The organism is Mycolicibacterium confluentis (genome assembly GCF_010729895.1).
GTDB classification, from domain to species: domain Bacteria; phylum Actinomycetota; class Actinomycetes; order Mycobacteriales; family Mycobacteriaceae; genus Mycobacterium; species Mycobacterium confluentis.
Map to the genome: position 1 here is coordinate 5,476,957 of NZ_AP022612.1, position 24,524 is coordinate 5,501,480.

A 24,524-nucleotide genomic window follows, 5' to 3' on the forward strand; every position below is an offset into this window, starting at 1 on the left:
CGATGCAGCTGGGTCTTGTCGGACTCGGAAAAATGGGCTTCAACATGCGCGAGCGTCTGCGTCGCGGCGGCCACACCGTGATCGGGTACGACCCTCGACCGGAGGTCACCGACGTGGCCACGCTCGCCGACCTGGCCGGGCAGTTGGCCGCGCCGCGGGTGGTCTGGGTGATGGTGCCCTCGGGTCCCGTCACCGATGAGACGATTCGGTCGTTGGCTGATGTCCTCGAGGCCGGAGACCTGGTGATCGACGGTGGCAACTCGCGCTACACCGAAGACGGTCCGCACGCGAAGTTGTTGGCGGACAAGGGGATCAGCTTCATCGATGCCGGCGTGTCCGGTGGTATCTGGGGTCTGGAGGAGGGCTACGGCCTGATGGTCGGCGGCTCGGAGGCCGACGTCGCACGGGTCATGCCGATCTTCGACACGCTGCGTCCCGAGGGTCCGGTCGCCGACGGATTCGTCCACGCCGGACCAGTCGGCGCCGGTCATTACGCCAAGATGGTGCACAACGGCATCGAGTACGGCCTGATGATGGCCTACGCGGAGGGCTACGAACTCCTGGCCGCCGAGGATCTCATCGCCGATCCGCAGGCCGTGATCCAGGCCTGGACCAACGGCACCGTCGTCCGGTCGTGGCTGCAGCAGTTGCTCGCCAAGGCCCTGGCCGAGGATCCGGACTTAGCGGCCATCTCCGGTTACACCGAGGATTCCGGTGAGGGTCGGTGGACGGTCGAGGAGGCCATCAGCCACCGCGTTCCCACCCCAGTGATCGCAGCCTCGTTGTTCGCGAGATTCGCGTCACGGCAAGAGGATTCACCAACTATGAAGGCTGTCTCGGCATTGCGTAACCAGTTCGGTGGTCACGCGGTGAAACGGGTCGGCCTGTCCGGATAGGTTGAGCCGGTGTACGTGCGGCACGTGGCTCTGCGAGACTTCCGCTCGTGGCCCTCAGTCGACCTCGAACTGAGCCCGGGGCGCACGGTATTCGTCGGCCAGAACGGCTTCGGCAAGACGAATATCATTGAGGCACTGTGGTATTCGTCGACACTGGGATCACACCGGGTCGCCTCGGACGCACCGCTGATCCGGACCGGAGCGGACCGCGCGGTGGTGTCGACGATCGTCGTCAACGAGGGTCGGGAGATGGCCGTCGACCTGGAGATCACCTCCGGCCGGGCGAACAAGGCCCGGCTCAACCGGTCGCCGGTCCGCAGCACCCGTGAGGTGCTCGGTGTGCTGCGCGCGGTGCTGTTCGCGCCCGAGGACCTGACCCTGGTGCGTGGGGATCCCAGCGATCGGCGACGCTATCTGGATGAGCTGGCGATCATCCGCAGACCGAGAATCGCTGCGGTGCGTGCGGATTACGACAAAGTGGTCAAACAGCGCACCGCGCTGCTGAAGTCCGCGGTCGGTGCACGGTACGGGTCACGTGGTGATGCCGGCGTCGAGCAGACCCTCGAGGTCTGGGACGGTCACCTCGCCGCGCACGGGGCGGAGTTGATGGCCGCGCGGTTGGAACTGGTGAGCGAACTCGCTCCCGAGGTGGAGAAGGCCTACCAGTTGTTGGCGCCGGGATCGCGTCCCGCGAGCATCTCGTATCGGGCCAGCATCGACTGCCCGGCCGGGGCGACGGTTGACATGCTGCGGGAGGCGCTGTTGGAGGGCCTGGCTGCACGACGGCGCGCCGAACTCGACCGCGGCGTGTGCCTTGTCGGTCCACACCGTGACGACCTGGACCTGATGCTCGGTGAGCAACCCGCGAAGGGCTTCGCCAGTCACGGCGAATCGTGGTCGATGGCGCTCGCGCTGCGACTGGGCTCCTACGAACTGCTGCGCGCCGAGGGCGCGGAACCAGTCCTGCTGCTCGACGACGTGTTCGCGGAACTGGACTCGGCACGTCGGCAGGCGTTGGCCGGCGTGGCGGCAGCGGCCGAACAGGTGCTCGTCACGGCGGCCGTGGCCGAGGACATCCCGTTGGACTGGGATGCCCAACGTATCGGAATCACTATGAAAGAAACTGATCAGGGCAGGATTTCGGAGCTGCTATGAGTTCGGACGAGTCAGAGCGCAAGGATGCCGACGAGGGCGGGTTCGAACCGCCCGCGCATCTTGCCGGTCTCAAAGGCATGGATCTGGTCCGCCGCGCATTGGAGGAAGCGCGAGGCGCGGCGCGGGATCAGGGCAAGGATGTCGGACGCGGCGGGAACTCCCCCGCTCCGCGCCGGATGGTCAACCGACGGCGGCGCAGCTGGTCTGGCCCCGGCCCGGACAGCCGCGACCCACAACCGCTCGGGGCGGCCACGTCTGATCTGGCCAAGAACCGGGGATGGAAGACCAAAGTCGCCGAGGGTGCGGTGTTCGGACAGTGGGAGTCCGTCGTAGGAGAGCAGATCGCCGAGCACGCGACGCCGACCGTCCTGCGTGATGGGGTGCTCAGTGTGTCCGCGGAGAGCACCGCGTGGGCGACTCAGTTGCGCATGGTGCAGGCCCAGCTGTTGGCCAAGATCGCGGCCGCGGTCGGCGACGGCGTGGTGACGTCGCTCAAAATCACCGGACCGACCGCGCCGTCCTGGCGGAAGGGACCGCGGCACATCTCGGGTCGCGGCCCCCGCGACACGTATGGCTGAGAGCGTTCAGAACGTCGCCGCAGAGCGTTGGGGCCGGGATCTAATGCGGTCAGTCGAGAAAATCTGCGGACGGCGAAATGAGATGGTCGGAAACGTCGCCAGAGCGGGGGTCCTGTCGGCCTGTACAGGTAGACTGACCTCAACACCTGCCGCGGCGCCTAGGCCGTGCGCATGCGACCCCCGAGGAGAACGCGCTAATCGTGGCTGCCCAAAAGCAACAGGATCAGTATGGTGCCGAATCGATCAAGGTTCTCGAGGGGCTCGAGGCGGTCCGGAAACGCCCCGGCATGTACATCGGTTCCACTGGTGAGCGGGGCCTGCACCACCTGATCTGGGAGGTCGTCGACAACGCAGTCGACGAGGCGATGGCGGGCTACGCCTCCGAGGTCAGCGTCCGGATCCTCGAGGACGGCGGCGTCGAGGTCACCGACGACGGCCGTGGCATCCCGGTGGCGATGCACTCGACCGGCATGCCGACCATCGACGTCGTCATGACCGTGCTGCACGCAGGCGGCAAGTTCGAAGAGGGCGCCTACACCGTCTCCGGCGGTCTGCACGGCGTGGGCGTCTCGGTGGTCAACGCGCTCTCGACGCGCCTGGAAGCCGACGTCTGCAAAGACGGCTACGAGTGGTTCCAGACGTACGACCGTTCGGTTCCCGGCACTCTGCGCCAGGGCGAGGCGACGAAGAAGACCGGCACCACCATCCGGTTCTGGGCCGACCCGGACATCTTCGAAACCACCACCTACGACTTCGAGACCATCGCCCGGCGCCTGCAGGAGATGGCATTCCTCAACAAGGGACTGACCATCCATCTGTCCGATGAGCGCGCCACGGTGGCCGAGGTCGTCGACGAGGTGGTCAGCGACACGGCCGAGGCCCCGAAGACCGCCGAGGAGAAGGCCGCCGAGGCCACCGCAACGCACAAGGTCAAGCGGCGCACCTTCCACTACCCCGGCGGCCTGGTCGACTTCATCAAGCACATCAACCGGACCAAGCAGGCGATTCACCCAAGCATCATCGGGTTCGAGGGCAAGGGCAGCGGCCACGAAGTCGAGATCGCGATGCAGTGGAACGCCGGCTACTCGGAGTCCGTGCACACCTTCGCCAACACCATCAACACTCACGAGGGCGGCACCCATGAAGAGGGCTTCCGCGCCGCTCTGACCTCTGTGGTGAACAGGTACGCCAAAGACAAGAAGCTGCTCAAGGACAAGGACCCCAACCTCACCGGTGACGACATCCGCGAGGGCCTGGCCGCAGTCATCTCGGTCAAGGTCAGCGATCCGCAGTTCGAGGGTCAGACCAAGACCAAACTCGGCAACACCGAGGTCAAGTCGTTTGTGCAGAAGGTGTGCAACGAGCAGCTGAACCACTGGTTCGAGGCCAACCCGGCCGAGGCCAAAACCGTGATCAACAAAGCGGTTTCGTCGGCGCAGGCCCGGATGGCCGCACGCAAGGCCCGCGAGCTGGTGCGCCGCAAGAGCGCCACCGACATCGGTGGGCTGCCCGGCAAGCTGGCCGACTGCCGCTCGACGGATCCGAGCAAGTCGGAACTGTATGTGGTGGAGGGTGACTCGGCCGGCGGTTCCGCCAAGAGCGGCCGCGACTCGATGTTCCAGGCGATCCTGCCGTTGCGTGGCAAGATCATCAACGTCGAGAAGGCGCGCATCGACCGCGTGCTGAAGAACACCGAAGTCCAGGCGATCATCACCGCACTCGGCACGGGCATCCACGATGAGTTCGACCTCAGCAAGCTGCGTTACCACAAGATCGTGCTGATGGCCGACGCAGACGTTGACGGACAACACATCTCGACGCTGCTGTTGACGCTGCTGTTCCGTTTCATGCGGCCGTTGATTGAGAACGGTCACGTGTTCCTCGCGCAGCCGCCGCTGTACAAGCTGAAGTGGCAGCGGACCGAGCCCGAGTTCGCCTACTCCGACCGGGAACGCGACGGGCTGCTCGAGGCCGGCAAGGCCGCCGGCAAGCGGATCAACGTCGACGACGGCATCCAGCGCTACAAGGGTCTCGGCGAGATGGACGCCAAGGAACTGTGGGAGACCACCATGGATCCGTCCGTGCGAGTGCTCCGCCAGGTGACCCTCGACGATGCCGCGGCCGCCGACGAACTGTTCTCGATCCTGATGGGCGAGGATGTCGAGGCGCGCCGCAGTTTCATCACCCGCAACGCCAAGGATGTTCGCTTCCTCGACGTCTGACGTCGATGCCAGCGTGGGCGGCAACCGGGTGCCCAACCCCACCGCCGGGGTGCTGGACCTCGCGCACGCCGTCGTCGTGGTGTCGGCGCCGTCGCTGGACTCCATGAAAGTGCGGCGGCGACTCTGAAATGGCTTACGCTGCACGGATATTCCGGTCTCTCCCGGAAATCCCATCTGGTGCTCAGCGCATCCCATCCCGGATCGTCCGGCCTGCAGTTGGACAAGGTGAAGGAGCACTTCGCGGCCCGGTGCCGCTCGATCCATCTGATCCCCTTCGACCCCCACCTCGCCGAGGGCGGTGAGGTGGACATCGAACTGCGCAAGCCGGCCACCCACAGCGCTTACGTCGATCTGGCCGCGGGGTGCTCGGGGAGGCCAACGCCCTGGTGCTGGTGACCTCGCCCGCAGTCGACAGCGTGCGCAGCACCGCGGCCACGCTGGACTGGCTGGCCTTCCACGGCTACCAGCCAGTTGGCCGCCACGGCGAGCGTCGTCGTCAGCGGCGCCCAGCCCGGCGTCTCGGGCAAAGAGGTCGCGCCGGTGCTGGCGTATTTTGCACAGCGGGCGCGCTCAGTGCACCACGTCCCGTTCGATGAACATCTGGCCGAGGGGGCCGAAGTCGTGCGTGCGCGGATGAGCCGCGCCGCCCAGGATGGGTTCCTCGGCATCGCCGCGGCGCTCGCAGACGGCTTCGGTAGGAGAGAACTGCGCCGTTGAAGTGTGGCGGGTCACCAGCGCCGACGAACTCAACCACTAGACTGGAGGGGTTGGCAAGACCGGCGTGTGCCGGGGTGCCGGCGGTCCCCCTGACTGGTGACCGCCTGGGAACGAGGAGCGAATGACAGACACGACGCTGCCGCCTGGAGACGATTCGACGACCGATCGCATCGAACCTGTCGACATTCAGCAGGAGATGCAGCGCAGCTACATCGACTACGCCATGAGCGTGATCGTGGGCCGCGCCCTGCCAGAAGTCCGCGACGGACTCAAGCCGGTGCACCGCCGCGTGCTCTACGCCATGTACGACTCGGGCTTCCGGCCGGACCGCAGCCACGCCAAGTCGGCGCGTTCGGTGGCCGAGACCATGGGCAACTACCACCCGCACGGTGACTCCTCGATCTACGACACCCTGGTCCGCATGGCCCAGCCGTGGTCGCTGCGCTACCCCCTGGTGGACGGGCAGGGCAACTTCGGCTCGCCGGGCAACGACCCGCCAGCCGCCATGCGATACACCGAGGCCCGGCTCACGCCGCTGGCCATGGAGATGCTGCGTGAAATCGACGAGGAGACAGTCGATTTCATCCCGAACTACGACGGTCGGGTGCAGGAGCCGACGGTCCTGCCGAGCCGGTTCCCGAACCTGCTCGCCAACGGTTCGGGCGGCATCGCGGTCGGTATGGCGACCAACATCCCGCCGCACAACCTCGGTGAACTGGCCGAGGCCGTGTACTGGTGCCTGGAGAACTTCGACGCCGACGAGGAAGCCACGCTCGAAGCGGTGATGGAGCGGGTCAAGGGCCCGGACTTCCCCACCCACGGGCTGATCGTCGGTTCGCAGGGCATCCAGGACGCCTACCGGACCGGGCGCGGTTCGATCCGCATGCGCGGTGTGGTGGAGATCGAAGAGGACAGCAAGGGCCGCACCTCGCTGGTCATCACCGAGCTGCCGTACCAGGTCAACCACGACAACTTCATCACCTCGGTGGCCGAGCAGGTCCGCGACGCGAAACTTGCCGGCATCTCCAACATCGAGGATCAGTCCAGCGACCGGGTGGGCCTGCGGATCGTCATCGAGCTCAAGCGTGACGCCGTGGCCAAGGTGGTGCTCAACAACCTCTACAAGCACACCCAGCTGCAGACCAGCTTCGGCGCCAACATGCTGTCGATCGTCGACGGGGTGCCGCGCACACTGCGCATCGACCAGATGATCCGGCTCTACGTCGACCATCAACTCGAAGTCATCGTGCGCCGCACCACCTACCGGCTGCGCAAGGCCAACGAACGGGCCCACATCCTGCGCGGTCTGGTCAAGGCCCTCGACGCGCTCGACGAGGTCATCGCGTTGATCCGGGCCTCGGCGAACGTCGACGTCGCGCGCGCCGGCCTGATCGAGCTGCTCGATGTCGATGAGATTCAGGCTCAGGCCATCCTGGACATGCAGCTGCGCCGCCTCGCGGCCCTGGAACGTCAGCGCATCGTCGACGACCTGGCCAAGATCGAGGCGGAGATCGCCGACCTCGAGGACATCCTGGCCAAGCCTGAGCGGCAGCGCGCAATCGTGCGCGACGAGCTCAAGGAGATCGTCGAGAAGCACGGCGACGACCGTCGGACCCGCATCATCGCGGCCGACGGCGATGTGACCGACGAGGACCTGATCCAGCGCGAGGACGTCGTCGTCACGATCACCGAGACCGGCTACGCCAAGCGCACCAAGACCGACCTGTACCGCAGCCAGAAGCGCGGCGGCAAGGGCGTGCAGGGTGCCGGGCTCAAGCAGGACGACATCGTCGCGCACTTCTTCGTGTGCTCGACGCACGACTGGATCCTGTTCTTCACCACGCAGGGCCGGGTGTACCGGGCCAAGGCCTACGACCTGCCGGAGATGACCCGCACCGCGCGCGGTCAGCACGTGGCCAACCTGCTGGCGTTCCAACCCGAGGAGCGCATCGCCCAGGTCATCCAGCTGAAGACCTACGAGGACGCGCCCTACCTGGTGCTGGCCACCCGCAACGGGCTGGTCAAGAAGTCCAGGCTGGTCGACTTCGACTCCAACCGCTCCGGCGGGATCGTCGCGATCAACCTGCGCGAAGGCGATGAGTTGGTGGGCGCCGTGCTGTGCTCGGCGGAGGACGACCTGCTGCTGGTCAGCGCGCTCGGGCAGTCGATCCGGTTCTCGGCGACCGACGAGGCGCTGCGGCCCATGGGCCGGGCCACCTCCGGTGTCCAGGGCATGCGGTTCAACGAGGACGACAGCCTCTTGTCCCTCAATGTCGTGCAGGACGACACCTACCTGTTGGTGGCGACCGCCGGCGGTTACGCCAAGCGGACCGCGATCGACGAGTACACCGTGCAGGGCCGTGGCGGCAAGGGCATCCTGACGATCCAATACGACCGCAAGCGTGGCAGGCTGGTCGGAGCGTTGATCGTCGACGATGACAGCGAGTTGTACGCCATCACCTCCAGCGGCGGTGTGATCCGCACGGCGGCGCGGCAGGTCCGCAAGGCCGGTCGGCAGACCAAGGGCGTTCGGTTGATGAACCTTGGAGACGGCGACACACTGTTAGCCATCGCGCGCAACGCCGAGGAGAGCGAAGAGTCGGCGGATGCCGAGGTCGACGTCGAGACCGGCGACATCGCCGAGACCGACGAGTAGCGGGCAGACGGACGGAGCAGGTGTGAGTTCACCGAACGAACTGGGCCACCCGGGACCCGGCGACAGTGCCGGCAACGGTGAGGGTCTGGTCGAGCGGACGGGGGCGCGACCGGCGGCCCCGACGGGCCGGCTGTCGGAGTCCGGGGAGGCCCCGCCGTGGCAGCGGGGCGCCAGCCGCACTCAGCACTCCGGGCCGCAGCGGGCGCCCAAGTCGGACCCTCCGACCCGGGAGATCAAGCCCGATCCGCGCCCCGCGCAGCCTGAGCCGGAGAACCGGATCAGCCGCTACGTCACCGGCACGGCGGCGCCCTCGGCCCTGCAGCAGCAGAACGCCGTGTCCGCCACGACCCAGACCGACCCGAACCGCAACAAGGAGTACGCGAGCGAGCTGCCCGACCTGTCGGGACCCATGCCCCGGCCGCCGCAGCGTCGCGAGCCGGCCGATCGCAGCGAGCCGTCGGGTGCTGCCCGTCCGCCGTCGGGTGGCCGGGTCCAGGTCGGCACCCGGGCCAAGGCCGGCCCGGTGCGCGCGAGCATGCAGATCCGGCGGATCGACCCGTGGAGCACCCTGAAGGTGTCCCTGCTGCTGTCGGTCGCGCTGTTCTTCGTGTGGATGATCGCCGTGGCGTTCCTGTATCTGGTCCTCGGCGGCATGGGTGTGTGGAGCAAGCTCAACAGCAACGTCGGAGACCTGCTGACGAGCACGAGCGGCAGCGGCGGAGAACTCGTGTCCAGCGGCACGATCTTCGGCGGCGCGCTGTTGATCGGGCTTCTCAACATCGTCCTGTTGACCGCGATGGCCACGATCGGTGCGTTCATCTACAACCTGACGACCGACATCGTCGGTGGCGTGGAGGTTACGCTCGCGGACCGCGAGTAGGGGGCCGGCCGAGGCCCGGAGCACGCGTTTTGTTCGCAGGGCAGCTCGTACGGTAATCTCGTCGCTCGGATACGGGCCTATAGCTCAGGCGGTTAGAGCGCTTCGCTGATAACGAAGAGGTCGGAGGTTCGAGTCCTCCTAGGCCCACTATGAAACGGTTGGTGTTTCTCGCGGTCGCGGTCGCGGCGGTCGCCGCAGTGCTACGGTCACGGCAGCGCGCAGATGTCTGGCACGCTGTGGACGGGACGACAGCGGACCAGCCACCCGCCTGAATTCAGGCAAGGGGCCTTAGCTCAGTTGGTAGAGCGCTGCCTTTGCAAGGCAGATGTCAGGAGTTCGAATCTCCTAGGCTCCACACTTATTTCACGGCTTCGGGTCGACCTGCACGCTCGGCGGCAGCGTAGACGGCTCCGGACGCGAGGTACGGCGTCGCACCACCGCGAAGGCGGCCCCACCAAGAACCAGCGTGGCGCCCACGGCGCCGGCGATCACCCAGGGGCGTCGGCTCGAGTGCCGGTTGGCCCGCGCCTCGCGGAACGCTTCGGGCAGATCGGCGATGACCTCGCCAGCGGCGGACAGTTCCCGCGCGACGGCCTCCTGAGCCGCCTCAAGCTCCTTGCGCAGCTGGCCGTCCTGGTAGCGCCTGCGCAGCCCTGAGACGGCCGCAGCGACGGCCTGGGCGCCAAGGCCGACCGATCCCCGGGCCACGTCGACCGGACCGGACGCGGTGCGTGCGAGTCCCTGCCCGAGGCGGCGGGCCGGGGTGAGCCTGTTCTCTGTGCTGGCGGTCATAACGCACCTCTCTGATGTGTGAATGCCATGCTGGCATATCAGCCTGTGGCGTCGTGCCCGATCTCAGGTGGGCCGGTCGAGCCGGCGGGACTGAGAGTGGCAGACTGTGAAACCGTGACTACGAGCCCCATTCAGACTGCCACCGCCACGCTGCACACCAACCGCGGCGACATCAAGATCGCGCTCTTTGGAAACCACGCCCCCAAGACCGTGGCCAACTTCGTCGGACTGGCCCAGGGCACGAAGGAGTACTCGACCGAGAACGCGTCGGGCAGCACCTCCGGCCCGTTCTACGACGGTGCTGTGTTCCACCGCGTCATCGACGGTTTCATGATCCAGGGCGGCGACCCCACGGGCACGGGCCGCGGCGGCCCGGGCTACAAGTTCGCCGACGAGTTCCACGGCGAGCTGCAGTTCGACAAGCCGTACCTGCTGGCCATGGCCAACGCTGGGCCGGGAACCAACGGTTCGCAGTTCTTCATCACCGTGGTGCCGACGCCGCACCTGAATCGCCGACACACCATCTTCGGTGAGATCGTCGATCCGGAGTCGCAGAAGGTTGTCGACGCCATCGCCACCACCGCGACCGATCGCGCCGACCGGCCCACCGAGCCTGTCGTGATCGAGTCGATCACCATCGCCTAGTTCAACTCGTCGCGAGCGTGCGCGTTCCCGGCACACCAATCGGTGTCCCGGCCGGGGATGCGCACGCTCGCGGTGTGTTTGTGGGGTGAGTCAGGGCCTGGCGTAGCCCGCTGCGGTCAACGCGTCGAGCACCTCAAGAGGGTCGGTGCCGAGGTCCCAGCGGGTGAACACACGCAGGCGGTCGTCGTGCGTGTCGATCTCCAGCATCCGCACGCGGCGGCCGACGCGGCGGAACTCCGTGATCCTGATCAGCCTGATGTCCTCGCGCCGCAACGTCACCGGTCCCCGCACACCGCGGACCACTATCCCGTCGTCGCCGATTGCTAGCTTCGGCCGGGCCAGCCACGAACTCGTTGCAAACAGCAATAGACCGGCTGAGGCAACCCCGATGAGGATGCGTCCGGGAACGTCTGTGACCAGTGTCACACAGGCGACAGCCATCACAAGGCCGCCAAAACCGAGGGCCGCGACACCTGCTGGCTTCGGGCCCCAACTTGTTTGCTGAGACTGATTCATAGGCACTCTTACCACTGCATATGCAGTTATCCACAAGCGCTATCAACAATGGGGATGAATAACACGCGTGTGATTGTGTCCGCGGCGGGCTGAAGCTTAGAGAGGCGAACGATCACCGAATGAATTCATCTTGCGGGAACGCTTGGCTCAGCGCCACCGCATCGTGAGCAACAGACCGGCGATCATGAAAGCAAACGCGATCGCGTAGTTCCACGGGCCGAGATCCGCCATCCATGGCAGGTACGACGAGGCGAGCTGGAACACCAGAAGCCAGACCAGGCCGATCAGCATCAACCCGACGAACAACACGACGAACCAGGTGCTCGACGGGCCGGCCTTGACCTTGACCGGGGTCCGGCTCACAGGGTTGATCGTGAAGTCGTTCTTCTTGCGGACCTTGGACTTGGGCATGGCTACCTTCGCTGAGGGATGAGCTGGTGCGACGATGGACATCGCGGCAGGATCGCCTAGAGCCTAACGCAGCGGCACACGCACTTCCGACACTCCAGGAGTCCAGGCCATGACCCAGAGCGCGGCCCCCGCGGATCGGCCGACTTCGGCGCGCTCGCGCTGGCGGTACGGCGTCCCCGTGGTGTGCCTTCTGGCCGGACTTCTGCTGGCCGCCACGCACGGTGTGTCGGGCGGCGACGAGATCCGGCGCAGTGACGCCCCCCGACTGGTCGACCTGGTGCGTGAGACCCAGTCGTCCATGGACCGCCTCGCCGCCGAGCGCGATGCGCTGACCGAGCAGATCGACTCCACCCACGGGAAGTTCTCCGATGCGGCGTTGGCAGCCATGCAGGCCAGGTCGCAGCAGTTGGCTGCCGAGGCCGGCTTCGAACCGGTGCGCGGCCCGGGCCTGGTCGTCACGTTGACCGACGCGCAGCGCGACGCCAACGGCCGATTCCCCCGCGACGCCTCCCCCGATGACCTCGTGGTCCACCAGCAGGACATCTTGGCCGTCGTCAACGCGCTGTGGAGTGCGGGGGCCGAGGCGATCCAGATGCAGGACCAGCGGCTGCTCACCACCTCGGCGCCACGCTGTGTGGGTAACACCCTGCTCCTCAACGGCCGCACCTACAGCCCGCCGTACCGCATCACGGCCATCGGCGACGCCGCGGCCATGCAGAGCGCGTTGGCGGCGGCCCCGCTGGTGACTCTGTACAAGCAGTACGTGGTTCGGTTCGGCCTGGGCTACACCGAGGAGGCCGACGACGACCTGCAGGTCGTCGGGCACTCCGCGCCGCAGCGCTTGCGCTACGCGACCCCGACGGGCCCGATCGGCTACTGACTTCCCCTCCCCCGCCGACCCTCTCCCCGGCCGACCCTCTCCCCCACCGAGAGGCCGTGTTGGTACGCGTGACCCCGGCGTGTCGGGTACCAACACGGCCGGTCGCCGAAGAGGTAAGGGGCTCTCACCGGAATGAAGAGGGCTCTCGCCGACGTGAAGGTGCCTGGTGGGGACGGGTAACCTGTGCCGATGCAGGTTTTGGTCGTCGACAACTACGACAGCTTCGTGTTCAACCTGGTCCAATACCTGGGCCAGCTTGGTGTGCACGCGCAGGTCTGGCGCAACGACGACGACCGGTTGGCCGACGTGGACCTCGTCGCGCAGGAGTTCGACGGGCTTCTGCTGAGCCCCGGACCGGGCACCCCGGAGCGCGCCGGCGCGACCATCGACCTGGTGCACGCGAGCGCCCGCCACAAGACCCCGGTGCTCGGAGTGTGCCTGGGCCATCAGGCGATCGGCGTAGCCTTCGGCGGGACGGTCGACCGGGCCCCGGAACTGCTGCACGGAAAGACCAGCACCGTATTCCATCGCAATACCAGTGTGCTGCAGGGACTTCCGGATCCGTTCACGGCGACCCGGTATCACTCACTGACGATTCTTCCTGAGACGCTGCCCGATGAACTCGAGGTCACCGCGCAGACCCGCAGCGGCATCATCATGGGGGTTCGGCACCGGGAACTGCCCATCCACGGCGTGCAGTTCCACCCGGAGTCCATCCTCACCGAGGGCGGCCACCGGATGCTCGCCAACTGGCTGGGTTTCTGCGGCGAGGCGCCGCCCGAGACGCTGGTGCGCCGGTTGGAGACCGAGGTGGCCGACGCGGTCGCGGCGGCCACCGATCGGCCTACGACGCGAAGCTCAGCGAAATCGGCGAGTTGAAGTTGACCCCGGCGCCCGGCGACGGGCTCTGGGTCACCACCGCATTGCTGCGCTGACCGCTGTTGTCGACGTTGTTGCCCTTGATCAACACTCCGGTCCACCCCAGCGCGCGCAGCGTCGGGTACACGTCGTCCCAGAACTGGCCGATCAGGTTGGGCATCACGAACTGATTGCCGCGCGACACCTGCAGTTCAACCACCGAATCCAGCGAGACGGTCTCCCCCGTCCGCGGATTGGTGCCGATCACCGTGCCCGCGGGGGCCGTGCTGTCGACCTCGACCTGAGCGATCCGGGTGAACCCGTAGACCGACAGGTTCTGCGTCGCGACGTCGATGCTCTGCCCGCTCACGTCGGGGATGCCCTTGGTCTCCGGGCCCGATCCGACGATGACGGTGATCTCGTTGGTTATGGCCGACGTCTGGTTGGCCGGCGGATTGGTGCCGAGCACCTTGTCCTTGAGTTCGGGCGTCGACGGCGAGTTGGCCTGCTTGAACACCGTGAACCCGGCGGCCTTGAGCTTCCGCACCGCGTCGCCGTACGACAGCTGCGCCACCTCAGGGACTTCGCGTTGCTCGGGTCCGGTCGAGACGTTGATGGTGATCTCGTCGCCCGCCCCCGCCGAGGTGTTGGCCGGCGGGTCGGTGCTGATCACATGGTCGGGCGGAACCTCGGAGTCCGGCTTCTGCGCCGTACGGGTCTTGAAGCCGCGGTTCTGCAGCGTCGCGATCGCGTCGGCTGACACCACGCCACTGACGTCGGGCACCTGCACATCGCGCGTCGACCCGCCGAACACGTTGATCGCGATGGTCACGACGACGGTGAGCACCGCGAGCACCGCGACCGCGGACAGCCAGCGGGCCACCGAGCGACGGGACCCATCGGCGTAGTCCGCCTGCCGCGGCATCTGTTCGGTGTGGTCGCCGCGGTAGGCCGGCGGGGACGACAGCATCGACGAGCGCTCGTCGTCGGTGAGCACCTTCGGCGCCTCCGGCGCCTCCCCGTTGTGCACGCGCACCAGATCGGCGCGCATCTCGGCGGCCGACTGATAGCGGTTGTCGGGGTTCTTCGCCAGCGCTTTGAGCACCACCGCGTCGAGTTCCGGACCGATGCCGGGATGCCGCTGCGACGGCGGCACCGGATCCTCCCGGACATGCTGGTAGGCCACCGCGACGGGTGAGTCACCGACGAAAGGTGGTTCCCCGGTGAGCATTTCGTACAACACGCAGCCCAACGAGTAGACGTCGGAGCGAGCGTCGACGGCCTCACCTCGGGCCTGCTCGGGTGAGAGGTACTGCGCGGTGCCGATCACCGCGGCGGTCTGCGTCACGCGGTGCTGCGCGTCGGCGAGCGCACGGGCGATGCCGAAGTCCATCACCTTCACCGCGCCGGCCTTGCTGATCATGATGTTGGCCGGTTTGACGTCGCGGTGGATGATGCCGTGCGTGTGGCTGAAGTTCAGCGCCTGGCACGCGTCGGCGATCACCTCGATGGCGCGCTTCGGCGGCATCGGGCCGTCGTTGTGCACGATGTCGCGCAGCGTCACACCGTCGACGTACTCCATCACGATGTAGGGCAGCGGACCGGTGGCCGTCTCGGCCTCGCCGGTGTCGTAGACCGCGACGATCGCGGGATGGTTCAGCGCGGCAGCGTTCTGGGCCTCACGCCGGAACCGCAGGTAGAAGCTGGGGTCGCGGGCCAAGTCGGCGCGCAGCACCTTGACCGCGACATCGCGGTGCAGGCGGGTGTCTCGAGCCAGGTGGACCTCCGACATGCCGCCGAACCCGAGAATTTCACCGAGTTCGTATCGGCCGGAGAGCAGCTCGGGCGTGGTCATTGCACAGTCTCGTCGTCAGAGGGCACGACAAGTCGTGCGGAGTCGGGTTGGGCGTCGCTCACCTCGACGGTGACCGGGCTGATGTGCTGTCCAGCATCCTCGGTGTGCGCTCCCGGAGTCCAATCCGGTGACCAGTTGGACGGCTCGATCGGCGCCTCACCGGCCGGAGAGTCCGAGGGTGGCTCGGTGCCCGTCTCCTGCCCGGGGGTGATCGTGTTGGTCACCGTCGGCGGAGGCTGCTGCTGGTTGAGGCGTCCGTCGCGGGCGTTGACCACGATGAGGACCGCGATGACGATCGCCAGCGCACCCAGGACGCCGGCGGCCCAGAGCAGCGCGCGCTGGCCCGAGGAGAACGTGCGCCGCGGCGGCGGCGTGCGGTGACTGCCGGACGCCGGACGGGGACGCGCGGTGGTGGCCGGGGCGACCGCGCGGGTGGCGGTTGTCGAGGGGATGGCGGCCGGTGCCGCGCGCCCAATGGTCGGCGCGGCGTTGGGCCGCGGTGGGCGCCGACCCGACCGCACTGCTGCGACGGCGTCGGCGAAGGGACCGCCGGACTTGTACCGCACGCCAGGGTTCTTGGCCAGCGTGATCTCGATCAGTTCGCGGACATTGGGCGGCAGGTCCGCAGGCAGCGGCGCCGGCGTCTCCTTGATGTGCTTCATCGCGACCGTCAGCGCGCCGTCACCGGTGAAGGGGCGCTTGCCCGACACCGCCTCATAGCCCACGACGCCGAGTGAATACACGTCACTGGCCGCGGTGGCATCGTGCCCCAGGGCCTGCTCGGGCGCGATGTACTGCGCGGTGCCCATGACCATGCCGGTCTGTGTGACCGGTGCGGCGTCGACGGCCTTGGCGATGCCGAAGTCGGTGAGCTTCACCTGGCCCGTCGGGGTGATCAGGATGTTGCCGGGCTTGACGTCGCGGTGCACCAGGCCGGCCGAATGGGCCACCTGCAGCGCGCGCCCAGTCTGCTCGAGCATGTCCAGGGAGTGCCGCAGCGACAGTCGGCCCGTGCGCTTGAGGACGGAGTTCAGCGGTTCACCGTTGACCAGTTCCATGACGAGGTAGGCCGTGCGGCCCTCGCCGTCGATCTCGGTCTCGCCGTAGTCGTGCACGCTGGCGATGCCGGGATGGTTGAGCATGGCGACGGTGCGGGCCTCGGCGCGGAACCGCTCGACGAACTCGGGGTCGGACGAGTACTCGGCCTTGAGCACCTTGACTGCGACGCGACGGCCCAGTCGGCTGTCGACCGCTTCCCAGACCTGGCCCATTCCGCCGGTGGCGATGAGGCGCTGGAGCCGGTAGCGGCCGGACAGCGTGACACCTACACGGGGACTCATGGCTGGGCTCCCATTCGCTCGTCCCTCGCTCGCCTGCTGGGGCTCAAGGGCTGGGCTCCCATTCGCTCGTCCCTCGCTCGCCTGCTGGGGCTCAAGGGCTTGGCTCCCACTCGCTCGTTCCTCGCTCGCGGTCGCCTGCGCGGACTCATGATCCTCCCTGAAGTGCCGCCGAGATCACGGCACGGCCAATGGGCGCCGCGACTGCACCGCCGGTTGCGGACAGTCGGTTGCCGCCGTTCTCCACCAGCACCGCGAGGGCGACCTTCGGGTCCTGTGCGGGCGCGAAAGCGATGTACCACGCGTGCGGCGGAGTGTTGCGCGGATCGGTTCCGTGTTCGGCGGTGCCGGTCTTGGACGCGATCTGCACCCCGGGGATGGCCCCGGTCTGTTGAGTGAACTGCTCGGCACCGATCATCAAATCCGTAAGTTTAGCTGCGACCTGCGGCGACACGGCACGGCGCTGCTCGACGGGCTCCGTGGTGGCGATGTTCGCCAAGTCGGGCCCCTTGAGACTGTCGATCAGATACGGCTGCATCATCACCCCCTTGTTGGCGATCGCGGCAGCGACCAGTGCGTTCTGCAGCGGCGTCATGGCGACGTCGCGCTGCCCGATCGAGGACATCGCGAGCGCGGCCCGGTCCTGGATCGGCCCGACCGTCGACTCCGCGACCTGCAGCGGGATCGGCTCCTGCGGGTTGTCGAGCCCGAACGACGACGCCGCGTTGCGCAGCGAGTCTGCGCCAAGACGCAGCCCCAACTGGACGAACGCGGTGTTGCAGGACCGCGCGAACGCCTCCTGCAGCGATGCGGTCTGGCCGGATCCGCAGGGCGCGCCGCCGTAGTTCTCCAGCGTCGCGCTGCTGTCGGGCAGCGGCACCGACGGCAGCGCGGTGAGTCGCTCGTCCTCAGTGACCCCGGACTGCAACGCCGCCGCGGTGGTGATCACCTTGAACGTCGAACCCGGTGGGTAGCGCTCGGAGATGGCCCGGTTGCTCAGCGGGTCAGAGGGGTCGTCACGCAGTTCCTGCCAGGCCTCCGACTGTGCGGCGGAGTCGTGTGTGGCCAGGCGATTGGGGTCGTACGACGGCGACGACACCAGCGACAGGATCTTGCCGGTCTTGGGATCGAGGGCGACGACGGCTCCCCGGCACCCGCCGTCGCAGCCCTGCTGCATGGCGTCGTACGCGGCCTGCTGGACGCGCGGCACGATCGTCGTGTCGACGCTGCCGCCGCGGGGATCGCGGCCCGTGAAGAAATCGGCCAGCCGGCGGCCGAACAGGCGCTGATCGGAGCCGTTGAGGATGGAGTCCTCGGCGCGCTCGAGGCCGGTGCTCGAGTAGCTCAACGAGTAGAACCCGGTGATCGGCGCGTACATGTTCGGGTTCGGATACACGCGCAGGTAGCGGTAGCGGCCCGTCGTCGACACCGAGTAGGCCATCAGTTGGCCGCCCGCCGAGATCTGGCCACGTTGACGGGAGTACTCGTCGAGCAGCACCCGCTGGTTGCGGGGGTCGGCGCGCAGGCCGTCGGCCGTGAACACCTGGGTCAGGGTCGCGTTCAGCAGCAGCAGCACGACCAGGGCCATCAAGGTCATGGACACGCGGCGCAGTGAGGTGTTCATACCTTCTCGATCACCTCGGTGCTGGCGGCCGCGATGGGCGGTTGCGTCGCGGGCAGCGGTGCGGTGACGATCGGGCGGCGCGCCCCGTGCGAGATGCGGATCAGGATCGCCAGCAGCACATAGTTGGCCACCAGCGACGAGCCGCCGTAGGACATCCACGGCGTGGTCAGGCCGGTCAGCGGGATCAGATTCGTCACGCCGCCGACGACGATGAAGAGCTGGATGCCCAGCGTGGCGGCCAGGCCGGCGGCCAGCAGCTTGCCGAAGCTGTCGCGCACGGCGATCGCGGTGCGCAGGCCGCGGATGATGACGATCGTGTAGAGCATCAGCACGCCCGCCAAGCCGACCAGGCCCAGTTCCTCACCGACCGCGGCGATGATGAAGTCCGTCGACGCCGCCGGGACCGTGCCGGGCTGGCCGTTGCCCAGACCGGTGCCGAACACTCCTCCGGTGGCGAAGCTGAACAGGGCCTGCACGGTCTGGTGGCCGGCGCCGTCGGGGTCGGCGAACGGGTCGAGCCAGTTCTTCACACGCACCTGGACGTGACCGAACAGGAAGTAGGCCGCCACACTGCCCGCGGCGAACAGCGCCAGGCCGATGGCCACCCAGCTGAACCGCTCGGTGGCGACGTAGACCATCGCCAGGAACGACGCGTACAGCAGCAGCGAGGTGCCGAGGTCCTTCTCGAAGACCATCACGCCCACCGACACGACCCACACCACGAGCATCGGCGCGAGGTCGCGGGGCCGCGGCAGGTCCATGCCCAGCACGTGCTTGCCGGCGCTGGTGAACAGGTTGCGCTTGGACACCAGCACCGATGCGAAGAAGATCAGCAGCAGGATCTTGGAGAACTCGGCGGGCTGAATCGAGAAGCCCTCGAACCGAATCCAGATCTTGGCGCCGTACTCCTCGGAGTACTTCGCGGGCAGCACCGCGGGGATCGCGAGCAGCACCAGGGCGACGAGGCCGAGGACATACCCGTAGCGCGCCAACTGCCGATGGTCCTTGAGCAGCACCATGACCAGGACGAAACCGATGACGCCGACGAGCGTCCACAACAGCTGCTGATGGGCGCTCGGTGTCGAATCGTCCACGCCGACCTGCACCAGGTCCAACCGGTGGATCATCACCAGGCCGAGCCCGTTGAGCAGCGCGACCACGGGCAGCAGCAGCGGATCGGCGTAGGGCGCAAAGCGCCGGATCGCCAGGTGCGCAACGCCGAACAGCACCAGGAAGCCCCCGGTGAACGCCAGCAGGTCCAGTGAGACGCCCTGCTCCTGATTCACCTCGACGAGCAGCAGTGCCACGGTGGTGATCGCGGCCGCGAAGCACAGCAGCAGGAGTTCGGCGTTACGCCGATTGGGCAGAGGCGGCACCACCGTGACCGGGGACTGAGGCGCGGTGGTCATACGCGGTCCGCTCTGTCGGCGCTCATGCCGCCGCCCGGCAATCCGTCCCCGGTTTCTGTGGCGCCGGAGGCAGGGTCGTCACGGTGGTGGGCGGGGGCGTCGGGGTCGCGGTGGGCGTCGGGGGCTTGTCGGAACCCGGTGTTGGGTTCGGTGTTTCAGTGGGAGCTTCGGTGGGGGTCGGTCCGGGTGTGGGAGCCGGAGCGGAGCGGTTCGTGGGGCCCGGCGCGGGACCGCGCGGCGGCGCAGGCGCGGGACTCGGCTTCGGGGTCGGCGGGGTGGGCGGCAGGCAGACCGGCAGCAGGGAGGTCTCGGCCAACTGGCGCAGTTGGGCGATCGCGTCGTCCAGCGAGCCGCCGGGCAGTCCGGCCGCAACCTGGGCGCGCTCGGACGGGCGCAGATCCTGCAGTTGCATCAGGCGGCAGTTGTACTGCTGCTGGCCGAAGCTGATCTGCGACAGCTCATTGCGGTCGTTGAGGCAGCCCAGCAGGAACGGCTCCGACATCGAGATGCCCAGCAGCGAACCCTGGATGCCGCGCATGATCGACACCGTGCCGTCGTGCTCGGTGACGAAGTAGTTGTTGCGGATGATCTGGCGGCCGACTGCCAGGCCAGCCAACACCAGCAGCGCCATGAGCGTCGCCGCGATGATCATCCGGCGCCGGCTCCGGGGCTTCTTTGCCGGCGGGTCAGGCTGCGGTACAACACGTTTGGCGGCCGGTTTGCGCGGGTTGATCGCCGAGGCGCGGCCCGCGGAGGTATTGGGCGGGGCGGACGAACTGCCGTCGTCCCCGGACACCGCACCGGCCAGGATGGGCTGGGTTTGGCCGTGGTCGTAGTCCACCACGTCGGCGACGACAACGGTCACGTTGTCCGGGCCGCCGCCGCGCAGTGCGAGTTCGATGAGCCGGTCGGCACTCTCGACGACGTCGGGCAACTGCAGCGCCTCGAGGATCGTGTCGTGGCTGACGGGATCGGACAGGCCATCGGAGCACAGCAGGTAGCGGTCGCCGACCCGGGCCTCGCGCATGATCAGCGTGGGTTCGACTTCGTGTCCGGTGAGCGCGCGCATGATGAGCGAGCGCTGCGGGTGGCTGTGCGCCTCCTCGGCCGTGATGCGGCCCTCGTCGACCAGGGTCTGGACGAAGGTGTCGTCCTTGGTGATCTGGTTGAGTTCGCCGTCGCGCAGGAGATATCCGCGCGAGTCGCCGATGTGCACCAGGCCGAGGCGGTGGCCGTCGAACAGGATCGCGGTGAGCGTCGTGCCCATGCCCTCGAGTTCGGGCTCGGCCTCGACGTGTGCGGCGATGGCCGAGTTGCCCTGGTGCACGGCGTCGTTGAGCTTGCTGAGAAGGTCGCCGCCGGGCTCGTCGTCGTCGAGGTGGGCCAGCGCCGCGATCACCAGTTGGGAGGCGACCTCACCGGCCGCGTGACCGCCCATGCCGTCGGCGAGGGCGAGCAGCCTGGCCCCGGCGTATACCGAGTCCTCGTTATTGGCGCGGACGAGACCGCGGTCGCTGCGCGCTGCATAGCGCAATCCGAGGGTCACGGGCGCAGCTCAATTGCCGTTTTGCCGATTCGCACCGGCGTGCCTATGGGAACGCGTACAGCCGTCGTCACCTTCGCCCTGTCGAGGTATGTGCCGTTGGTCGATCCTAGATCCTCCACATACCATTCCGAACCCCGTGGGGACAGCCGGGCATGGCGGGTGGAGGCGTAGTCGTCGGTCAACACCAGAGTGGAATCGTCTGCGCGGCCGATCAGCACGGGTTGGTTGCCCAGCGTGATCTTGGTGCCGGCCAGTGCACCGGCCGTGACCACCAGTTGGCGCGGCGTCGAGCGGTGCTGGCGGGCCGGAAGCAGGTTGCCGCGCAGCACCAGGCCGCGCCGAACCATGACCGCTCCGGTCGGTGCGTAGATGTCGGTGCGCAGGATGCGCAGCACGGACCAGATGAACAGCCACAGCAGCAGCAGGAAACCGGCACGCGTCAGCTGCAGAACTAATCCCTGCATCTGGCGTCCTTCCCGAAATCGCGCGGCAACGTCACGATACTGGGCCGGTCACCGGGGCGGGCGCGAAGCCGCCGCGCGTCGCCCGTGTCTGGTGTGGATCGTCTGACGTCAGTGGACGCGAACGACGATCTCGGAGTGGCCGAGCCGGATGACGTCGCCGTCAGCAAGCTGCCATTCCTGCACCGGCGCGTTGTTCACCGTGGTGCCGTTGGTCGAGTTCAGGTCGGACAGCAGCGCGACCTGTCCGTCCCACCGGATCTCCAGGTGGCGGCGCGAGACCCCGGTGTCGGGGAGGCGGAACTGTGCGTCCTGGCCGCGGCCGACGACGTTGGCGCCCTCACGCAGCTGGTAGGTGCGGCCGCTGCCGTCGTCGAGCTGCAGAGTGACCATCGCGCCGGCGGCGGCGCCGTAGCCGCCCGGCGCGGGGGGCTGGCCGTAGCCGTAGCCGCCCTGGGCCGGCGGCTGGCCATAGCCCTGGTCGTAGCCGCCCTGGTCGCCGTAGCCGCCGGGGGCGTCGTAGCCGCGGCCGTAGTCGGGCTGGCCGTAGTCACCCTGGGGCTGCGCGTAGTCCTGGCGACCATAGCCCTGCGGCTGGCCGTAGCCCTGGTCGTAGCCGCCCTGGTCGCCGTAACCGCCGCGCGGATCTGGACGGCCGTAGTCGGGCCCCGGCTGGCGCGGGGGCTCGGGGCGGCCCTCGGGACCGCGGCCGTAGTCGTAGTCGCCGCGCGGGGGCTCGCCGTAGCCGCCACCCTGCGGGTAGCCGCCCTGCGGGCCGGGGCCGGGGTAGCCGCCGCCCTGGCGGGGGCCCTGGTCGTAGCCGCCCTGGTCGCCGTAGCCGCCGGGGGCGTCGTAGCCGCCGGGGGCGTCGTAGCCACCCGAGGGCGGGCCGCCGTAGCCGCCGGCGGGCGGACGCTGCTCATAGTTGGGGGCGTAGCCACCCTGGTCGGGGTAGCCGCCCGGGCGCGGGGGCTCGCCGTAGCCGCCCTGCGGGGGCTGGCCGTAGCCACCCGGCTCCTGACCGGGCGCGTAACCGCCGCGCGGCTCCTGGGCCTGCGGATCCTCCGGCCGGCCGTAGCGCTCGTCGTAGTACTCATCACCGGGGCGTCCCTGTCCCTGGCTGCCGCGGTAGCTCGGATTGTCGCTCATCGGTGGTACTCCTGGTTCTGCGTTCGACGCACGGTCTGATTGTGGCGCGGCGGGTGGTGCTGCGCTCGGGGTGGGCTCGGGTGTGGGGGCTGGTCCGACAACGGCGTCAGGGTTGACGACACCTTTTGCCCGGACCTGGCCGGTGTGCAGATTCGGCGATGCTTCGAATCGGACAACCACATCACCATACGTTTGCCACCCCTGTTCACCGATGTATCCCCCAAGGTGTCGGGCAAAAGTATCCGACGTGAGATCTGGATCGGCGAGCACCTTTTTGTGGTCGGCGGGGCTGAGCCGGATGACGTACTCATTGGGTGCCAACAGCACCCCGCCTTGCAGCGAGCGGACGCCGTCGGCGGCCTCGCGGCGCAACATGCCCTCGACTTCCTGCGGGACGATCGACCCGCCGAACACCCGAGCGAACGCGTCGCCGACGGTGGACTCGAGCTTGCGGTCAAACCGCTGCACCAGCCCCATTCTCACCGCCTGCCTCAGGTGTCTTTTGTGCCGACCAGGTCAGTGCCGCGGTCAGCCGTGTCGCGCCACTGTGATATTTCCCGTCCATGGTATCGGCCTTCGGTGTCACATAGTCACCATAAGAACTCTGAGAATTGCGTCGGTGCAGGTCAGCGCCCTGTAGATTTGGCTGACCTCGCGATTCGGGAACCGGCCGCCGACCGTGATACGGTGTCGCAGTTCGTTTGGGCGAGTGGCGGAATGGCAGACGCGCTGGCTTCAGGTGCCAGTGTCCTTCGGGACGTGGGGGTTCAAGTCCCCCTTCGCCCACACTGAGTGGGTCCAGAACCCGCGAACACAGAGGTCACGAACCAGAAATGGTTCGTGACCTTTTTGTTTGGTGGGGTTTTCAGGGACCTGCTCCGGGCTGGCCGACGCCGCCGATTGTCCAGGCCGTGGTTGCGGCCACACCGACTCCTCACTGCGTCGTCTCCCACTCGATGCGGTGCGCGGTTCGTGATTGGCGCGGGTCGGCGGGCATCATCGCCGGGTGCATTACTTCGAGCGTCTCGGCGAGTCTCGCTTCGCCGCCACCGAGCACACTCAGGGGGCGTGGAACCGCGCCGAGCAGCACATCGCGCCCTCGCTCGGCCTGCTTGCACACGCCGTCGAACAGGACCGCGACCGTCGCCGCGACGACCGCCTGCCGCTGACCCGACTGTCCTACGACATCCTCGGCACGGTGCCCATCGCGGCGGTGGAGGTGGACGTGCAGGTGCGCCGCCCGGGCCGCAGCATCGAGCTGGTCGAGGCGACCATGAGCCATGCTGGCCGCGCGGTGCTGGTGCTGCGGGTGTGGCTGATGCAGCGCTTCGGCACCGAACAGCTCGCCGGGTCGAGCTTCGCGCCGATCCCCAGCCCAGAGGACACGCCGGCCTGGGACATGTCCGCGCTGTGGCGGGGCGGGTTCATCGCCTCCGCCGATGTCCGGCGGAGGGAGGTCGGCCCTGGCCGGGCGACGGCCTGGGTGCGCACCAATGTCGGGCTGCTCGCCGGAGAGACGGTGAGCCCGGCCGCCGCCGCGATCGGGCTGCTCGACATCGGTAACGGGCTGGCCGTGCGGGCCGACCCGGCCCAGGTGGCGTTCCCGAACATCGACCTGACCGCGCATCTGTTCTCCGAGCCGCGCGGCGGCTGGCTGGGGTTCGACACCACGGTGTCCTTCGGCGCGGACGGTCTGGGCCTGACGCACAGCGTCATCCACGACGAGACCGGGCCGATCGGGTCGTCGTCGCAGATGCTGACGGTGCGCCCGGTCGCGTAGGCCTCGAGCGGTGCCTTCTTTATCCCGTTCAGAAGTCGCTGTCCTCGGGTAACGTCGAGGCAGAGGTTGAGTTCGCAGCTTCGTCATCGAGGAAAGCCCGCGGGGGGCAGTCGCTGGTGTGCATCGCCGGAAGATGTCTTCCCCCGCTGATCTGATG

At 67.9% G+C, this 24,524-nt stretch carries 21 protein-coding genes, 3 tRNA genes and 1 pseudogene; 15 read left to right on the forward strand and 10 right to left on the reverse strand.

The features are described from left to right. Positions 1–2: 2 nt before the first annotated feature. The 10 genes and pseudogenes from gnd to G6N34_RS25775 all read left to right on the forward strand — a co-directional run bounded on the left by gnd (position 3) and on the right by G6N34_RS25775 (position 9,459). Positions 3–896 (forward strand): phosphogluconate dehydrogenase (NAD(+)-dependent, decarboxylating), encoded by an 894-nt coding sequence (gnd, locus tag G6N34_RS25725; protein ID WP_085152288.1) that lies wholly within the window; start codon positions 3–5, stop codon positions 894–896. A gap of 9 nt (positions 897–905) precedes the next feature. Continuing rightward, positions 906–2,051, forward strand: coding sequence for a DNA replication/repair protein RecF (recF, locus tag G6N34_RS25730; RefSeq protein ID WP_085152289.1), 1,146 nt, complete (start codon positions 906–908; stop codon positions 2,049–2,051). Further along, positions 2,048–2,629 carry a DUF721 family protein gene (locus G6N34_RS25735; RefSeq protein WP_085152290.1) on the forward strand — a complete coding sequence of 194 codons (582 nt, stop codon included), beginning with the start codon at positions 2,048–2,050 and terminating at the stop codon, positions 2,627–2,629. The genes recF and G6N34_RS25735 overlap by 4 nt, the downstream gene beginning before the upstream one ends. A 200-nt stretch (positions 2,630–2,829) precedes the next feature. After that, positions 2,830–4,851, forward strand: a complete 2,022-nt coding sequence (gene gyrB, locus G6N34_RS25740; RefSeq protein ID WP_085152291.1) for a DNA topoisomerase (ATP-hydrolyzing) subunit B — start codon at positions 2,830–2,832, stop codon at positions 4,849–4,851. Positions 4,852–4,894: 43 nt separating this feature from the next. Then, a pseudogene (locus G6N34_RS28185) lies at positions 4,895–5,247 on the forward strand (MinD/ParA family ATP-binding protein); the annotation flags it as partial. A gap of 75 nt (positions 5,248–5,322) precedes the next feature. Beyond that, a complete protein-coding gene (locus G6N34_RS25755) occupies positions 5,323–5,568 on the forward strand; it encodes a hypothetical protein (protein WP_085152293.1) in 246 nt (81 codons plus the stop codon). 121 nt (positions 5,569–5,689) lie between these two features. After that, entirely contained in the window at positions 5,690–8,224 is a 2,535-nt protein-coding gene (gene gyrA, locus G6N34_RS25760) for a DNA gyrase subunit A (protein ID WP_085152294.1), read from the forward strand. 22 nt (positions 8,225–8,246) lie between these two features. Beyond that, positions 8,247–9,104 (forward strand): DUF3566 domain-containing protein, encoded by an 858-nt coding sequence (locus G6N34_RS25765; protein WP_085152295.1) that lies wholly within the window; start codon positions 8,247–8,249, stop codon positions 9,102–9,104. A 73-nt stretch (positions 9,105–9,177) separates the two neighbouring features. Then, positions 9,178–9,251 (forward strand) — tRNA-Ile (locus tag G6N34_RS25770). A gap of 135 nt (positions 9,252–9,386) precedes the next feature. After that, positions 9,387–9,459: transfer RNA gene (locus tag G6N34_RS25775), tRNA-Ala, on the forward strand. Between the two features lie 8 nt (positions 9,460–9,467). On the opposite strand, the gene cwsA is transcribed toward G6N34_RS25775, so the two are convergent. After that, the gene (gene cwsA, locus G6N34_RS25780; RefSeq protein ID WP_085152296.1) at positions 9,468–9,896 is read right to left on the reverse strand and encodes a cell wall synthesis protein CwsA; all 429 of its coding nucleotides are present in this window, start codon (positions 9,894–9,896) and stop codon (positions 9,468–9,470) included. A gap of 96 nt (positions 9,897–9,992) precedes the next feature. Between cwsA and G6N34_RS25785 the strand changes: the two genes are divergently transcribed. Then, positions 9,993–10,541 carry a peptidylprolyl isomerase gene (locus G6N34_RS25785; protein ID WP_085152340.1) on the forward strand — a complete coding sequence of 183 codons (549 nt, stop codon included), beginning with the start codon at positions 9,993–9,995 and terminating at the stop codon, positions 10,539–10,541. 90 nt (positions 10,542–10,631) lie between these two features. Here the strand turns inward: G6N34_RS25785 and G6N34_RS25790 are convergent, their stop codons facing one another. Both G6N34_RS25790 and crgA read right to left on the reverse strand, forming a co-directional pair. Beyond that, positions 10,632–11,057 (reverse strand): PH domain-containing protein, encoded by a 426-nt coding sequence (locus tag G6N34_RS25790; RefSeq protein WP_085152297.1) that lies wholly within the window; start codon positions 11,055–11,057, stop codon positions 10,632–10,634. Between the two features lie 147 nt (positions 11,058–11,204). Continuing rightward, positions 11,205–11,468 carry a cell division protein CrgA gene (crgA, locus tag G6N34_RS25795; protein WP_085152298.1) on the reverse strand — a complete coding sequence of 88 codons (264 nt, stop codon included), beginning with the start codon at positions 11,466–11,468 and terminating at the stop codon, positions 11,205–11,207. 109 nt (positions 11,469–11,577) lie between these two features. Here crgA and G6N34_RS25800 point away from each other — a divergent pair, with 109 nt between their 5' ends. Both G6N34_RS25800 and G6N34_RS25805 read left to right on the forward strand, forming a co-directional pair. Continuing rightward, a complete protein-coding gene (locus tag G6N34_RS25800; protein ID WP_085152299.1) occupies positions 11,578–12,348 on the forward strand; it encodes a DUF881 domain-containing protein in 771 nt (256 codons plus the stop codon). A gap of 189 nt (positions 12,349–12,537) precedes the next feature. Then, complete coding sequence (locus tag G6N34_RS25805) at positions 12,538–13,227, forward strand: aminodeoxychorismate/anthranilate synthase component II (protein ID WP_085152341.1); 690 nt, start codon at positions 12,538–12,540, stop codon at positions 13,225–13,227. Here the strand turns inward: G6N34_RS25805 and pknB are convergent. From pknB to G6N34_RS25840, 7 genes are all read right to left on the reverse strand, one after another. Further along, positions 13,193–15,061: a Stk1 family PASTA domain-containing Ser/Thr kinase gene (gene pknB, locus G6N34_RS25810; RefSeq protein WP_085152300.1), complete on the reverse strand. Its 1,869-nt coding sequence runs from the start codon at positions 15,059–15,061 to the stop codon at positions 13,193–13,195. The two genes, G6N34_RS25805 and pknB, sit on opposite strands and share 35 nt — an antisense overlap. Continuing rightward, positions 15,058–16,401: a protein kinase domain-containing protein gene (locus G6N34_RS25815; RefSeq protein WP_085152301.1), complete on the reverse strand. Its 1,344-nt coding sequence runs from the start codon at positions 16,399–16,401 to the stop codon at positions 15,058–15,060. Before G6N34_RS25815 ends, pknB begins: the two co-directional genes overlap by 4 nt. 145 nt (positions 16,402–16,546) lie before the next feature. Then, positions 16,547–18,022: a D,D-transpeptidase PbpA gene (pbpA, locus tag G6N34_RS25820; protein ID WP_085152302.1), complete on the reverse strand. Its 1,476-nt coding sequence runs from the start codon at positions 18,020–18,022 to the stop codon at positions 16,547–16,549. Beyond that, positions 18,019–19,431, reverse strand: a complete 1,413-nt coding sequence (locus G6N34_RS25825) for a peptidoglycan glycosyltransferase RodA (RefSeq protein WP_085152303.1) — start codon at positions 19,429–19,431, stop codon at positions 18,019–18,021. The genes pbpA and G6N34_RS25825 overlap by 4 nt, the downstream gene beginning before the upstream one ends. Positions 19,432–19,453: 22 nt before the next feature. Further along, complete coding sequence (locus G6N34_RS25830; RefSeq protein ID WP_085152304.1) at positions 19,454–20,977, reverse strand: PP2C family protein-serine/threonine phosphatase; 1,524 nt, start codon at positions 20,975–20,977, stop codon at positions 19,454–19,456. After that, positions 20,974–21,441 (reverse strand): FHA domain-containing protein FhaB/FipA, encoded by a 468-nt coding sequence (locus G6N34_RS25835; RefSeq protein WP_085152305.1) that lies wholly within the window; start codon positions 21,439–21,441, stop codon positions 20,974–20,976. The genes G6N34_RS25830 and G6N34_RS25835 overlap by 4 nt, the downstream gene beginning before the upstream one ends. Before the next feature lie 108 nt (positions 21,442–21,549). Further along, positions 21,550–23,064, reverse strand: coding sequence for an FHA domain-containing protein (locus G6N34_RS25840; protein ID WP_085152306.1), 1,515 nt, complete (start codon positions 23,062–23,064; stop codon positions 21,550–21,552). A gap of 226 nt (positions 23,065–23,290) precedes the next feature. Between G6N34_RS25840 and G6N34_RS25845 the strand changes: the two genes are divergently transcribed. Beyond that, positions 23,291–23,373, forward strand: a tRNA-Leu gene (locus tag G6N34_RS25845). Between the two features lie 220 nt (positions 23,374–23,593). Beyond that, positions 23,594–24,367: a thioesterase family protein gene (locus G6N34_RS25850; RefSeq protein ID WP_085152307.1), complete on the forward strand. Its 774-nt coding sequence runs from the start codon at positions 23,594–23,596 to the stop codon at positions 24,365–24,367. The last annotated feature ends 157 nt before the right edge of the window (positions 24,368–24,524 follow it).

Excerpts from the sequence above, each read along its gene's own strand:
- gnd (WP_085152288.1), top strand. The coding sequence starts at position 3 with ATGCAGCTGGGTCTTGTCGGACTCGGAAAAATGGGCTTCAACATGCGC.
- G6N34_RS25735 (WP_085152290.1), top strand. The coding sequence starts at position 2,048 with ATGAGTTCGGACGAGTCAGAGCGCAAGGATGCCGACGAGGGCGGGTTC.
- gyrA (WP_085152294.1), top strand. The coding sequence starts at position 5,690 with ATGACAGACACGACGCTGCCGCCTGGAGACGATTCGACGACCGATCGC.
- cwsA (WP_085152296.1), bottom strand. The coding sequence starts at position 9,896 with ATGACCGCCAGCACAGAGAACAGGCTCACCCCGGCCCGCCGCCTCGGG.
- G6N34_RS25790 (WP_085152297.1), bottom strand. The coding sequence starts at position 11,057 with ATGAATCAGTCTCAGCAAACAAGTTGGGGCCCGAAGCCAGCAGGTGTC.
- crgA (WP_085152298.1), bottom strand. The coding sequence starts at position 11,468 with ATGCCCAAGTCCAAGGTCCGCAAGAAGAACGACTTCACGATCAACCCT.
- G6N34_RS25800 (WP_085152299.1), top strand. The coding sequence starts at position 11,578 with ATGACCCAGAGCGCGGCCCCCGCGGATCGGCCGACTTCGGCGCGCTCG.
- G6N34_RS25805 (WP_085152341.1), top strand. The coding sequence starts at position 12,538 with ATGCAGGTTTTGGTCGTCGACAACTACGACAGCTTCGTGTTCAACCTG.
- pknB (WP_085152300.1), bottom strand. The coding sequence starts at position 15,061 with ATGACCACGCCCGAGCTGCTCTCCGGCCGATACGAACTCGGTGAAATT.
- G6N34_RS25815 (WP_085152301.1), bottom strand. The coding sequence starts at position 16,401 with ATGAGTCCCCGTGTAGGTGTCACGCTGTCCGGCCGCTACCGGCTCCAG.
- pbpA (WP_085152302.1), bottom strand. The coding sequence starts at position 18,022 with ATGAACACCTCACTGCGCCGCGTGTCCATGACCTTGATGGCCCTGGTC.
- G6N34_RS25825 (WP_085152303.1), bottom strand. The coding sequence starts at position 19,431 with ATGACCACCGCGCCTCAGTCCCCGGTCACGGTGGTGCCGCCTCTGCCC.
- G6N34_RS25835 (WP_085152305.1), bottom strand. The coding sequence starts at position 21,441 with ATGCAGGGATTAGTTCTGCAGCTGACGCGTGCCGGTTTCCTGCTGCTG.
- G6N34_RS25840 (WP_085152306.1), bottom strand. The coding sequence starts at position 23,064 with ATGGGGCTGGTGCAGCGGTTTGACCGCAAGCTCGAGTCCACCGTCGGC.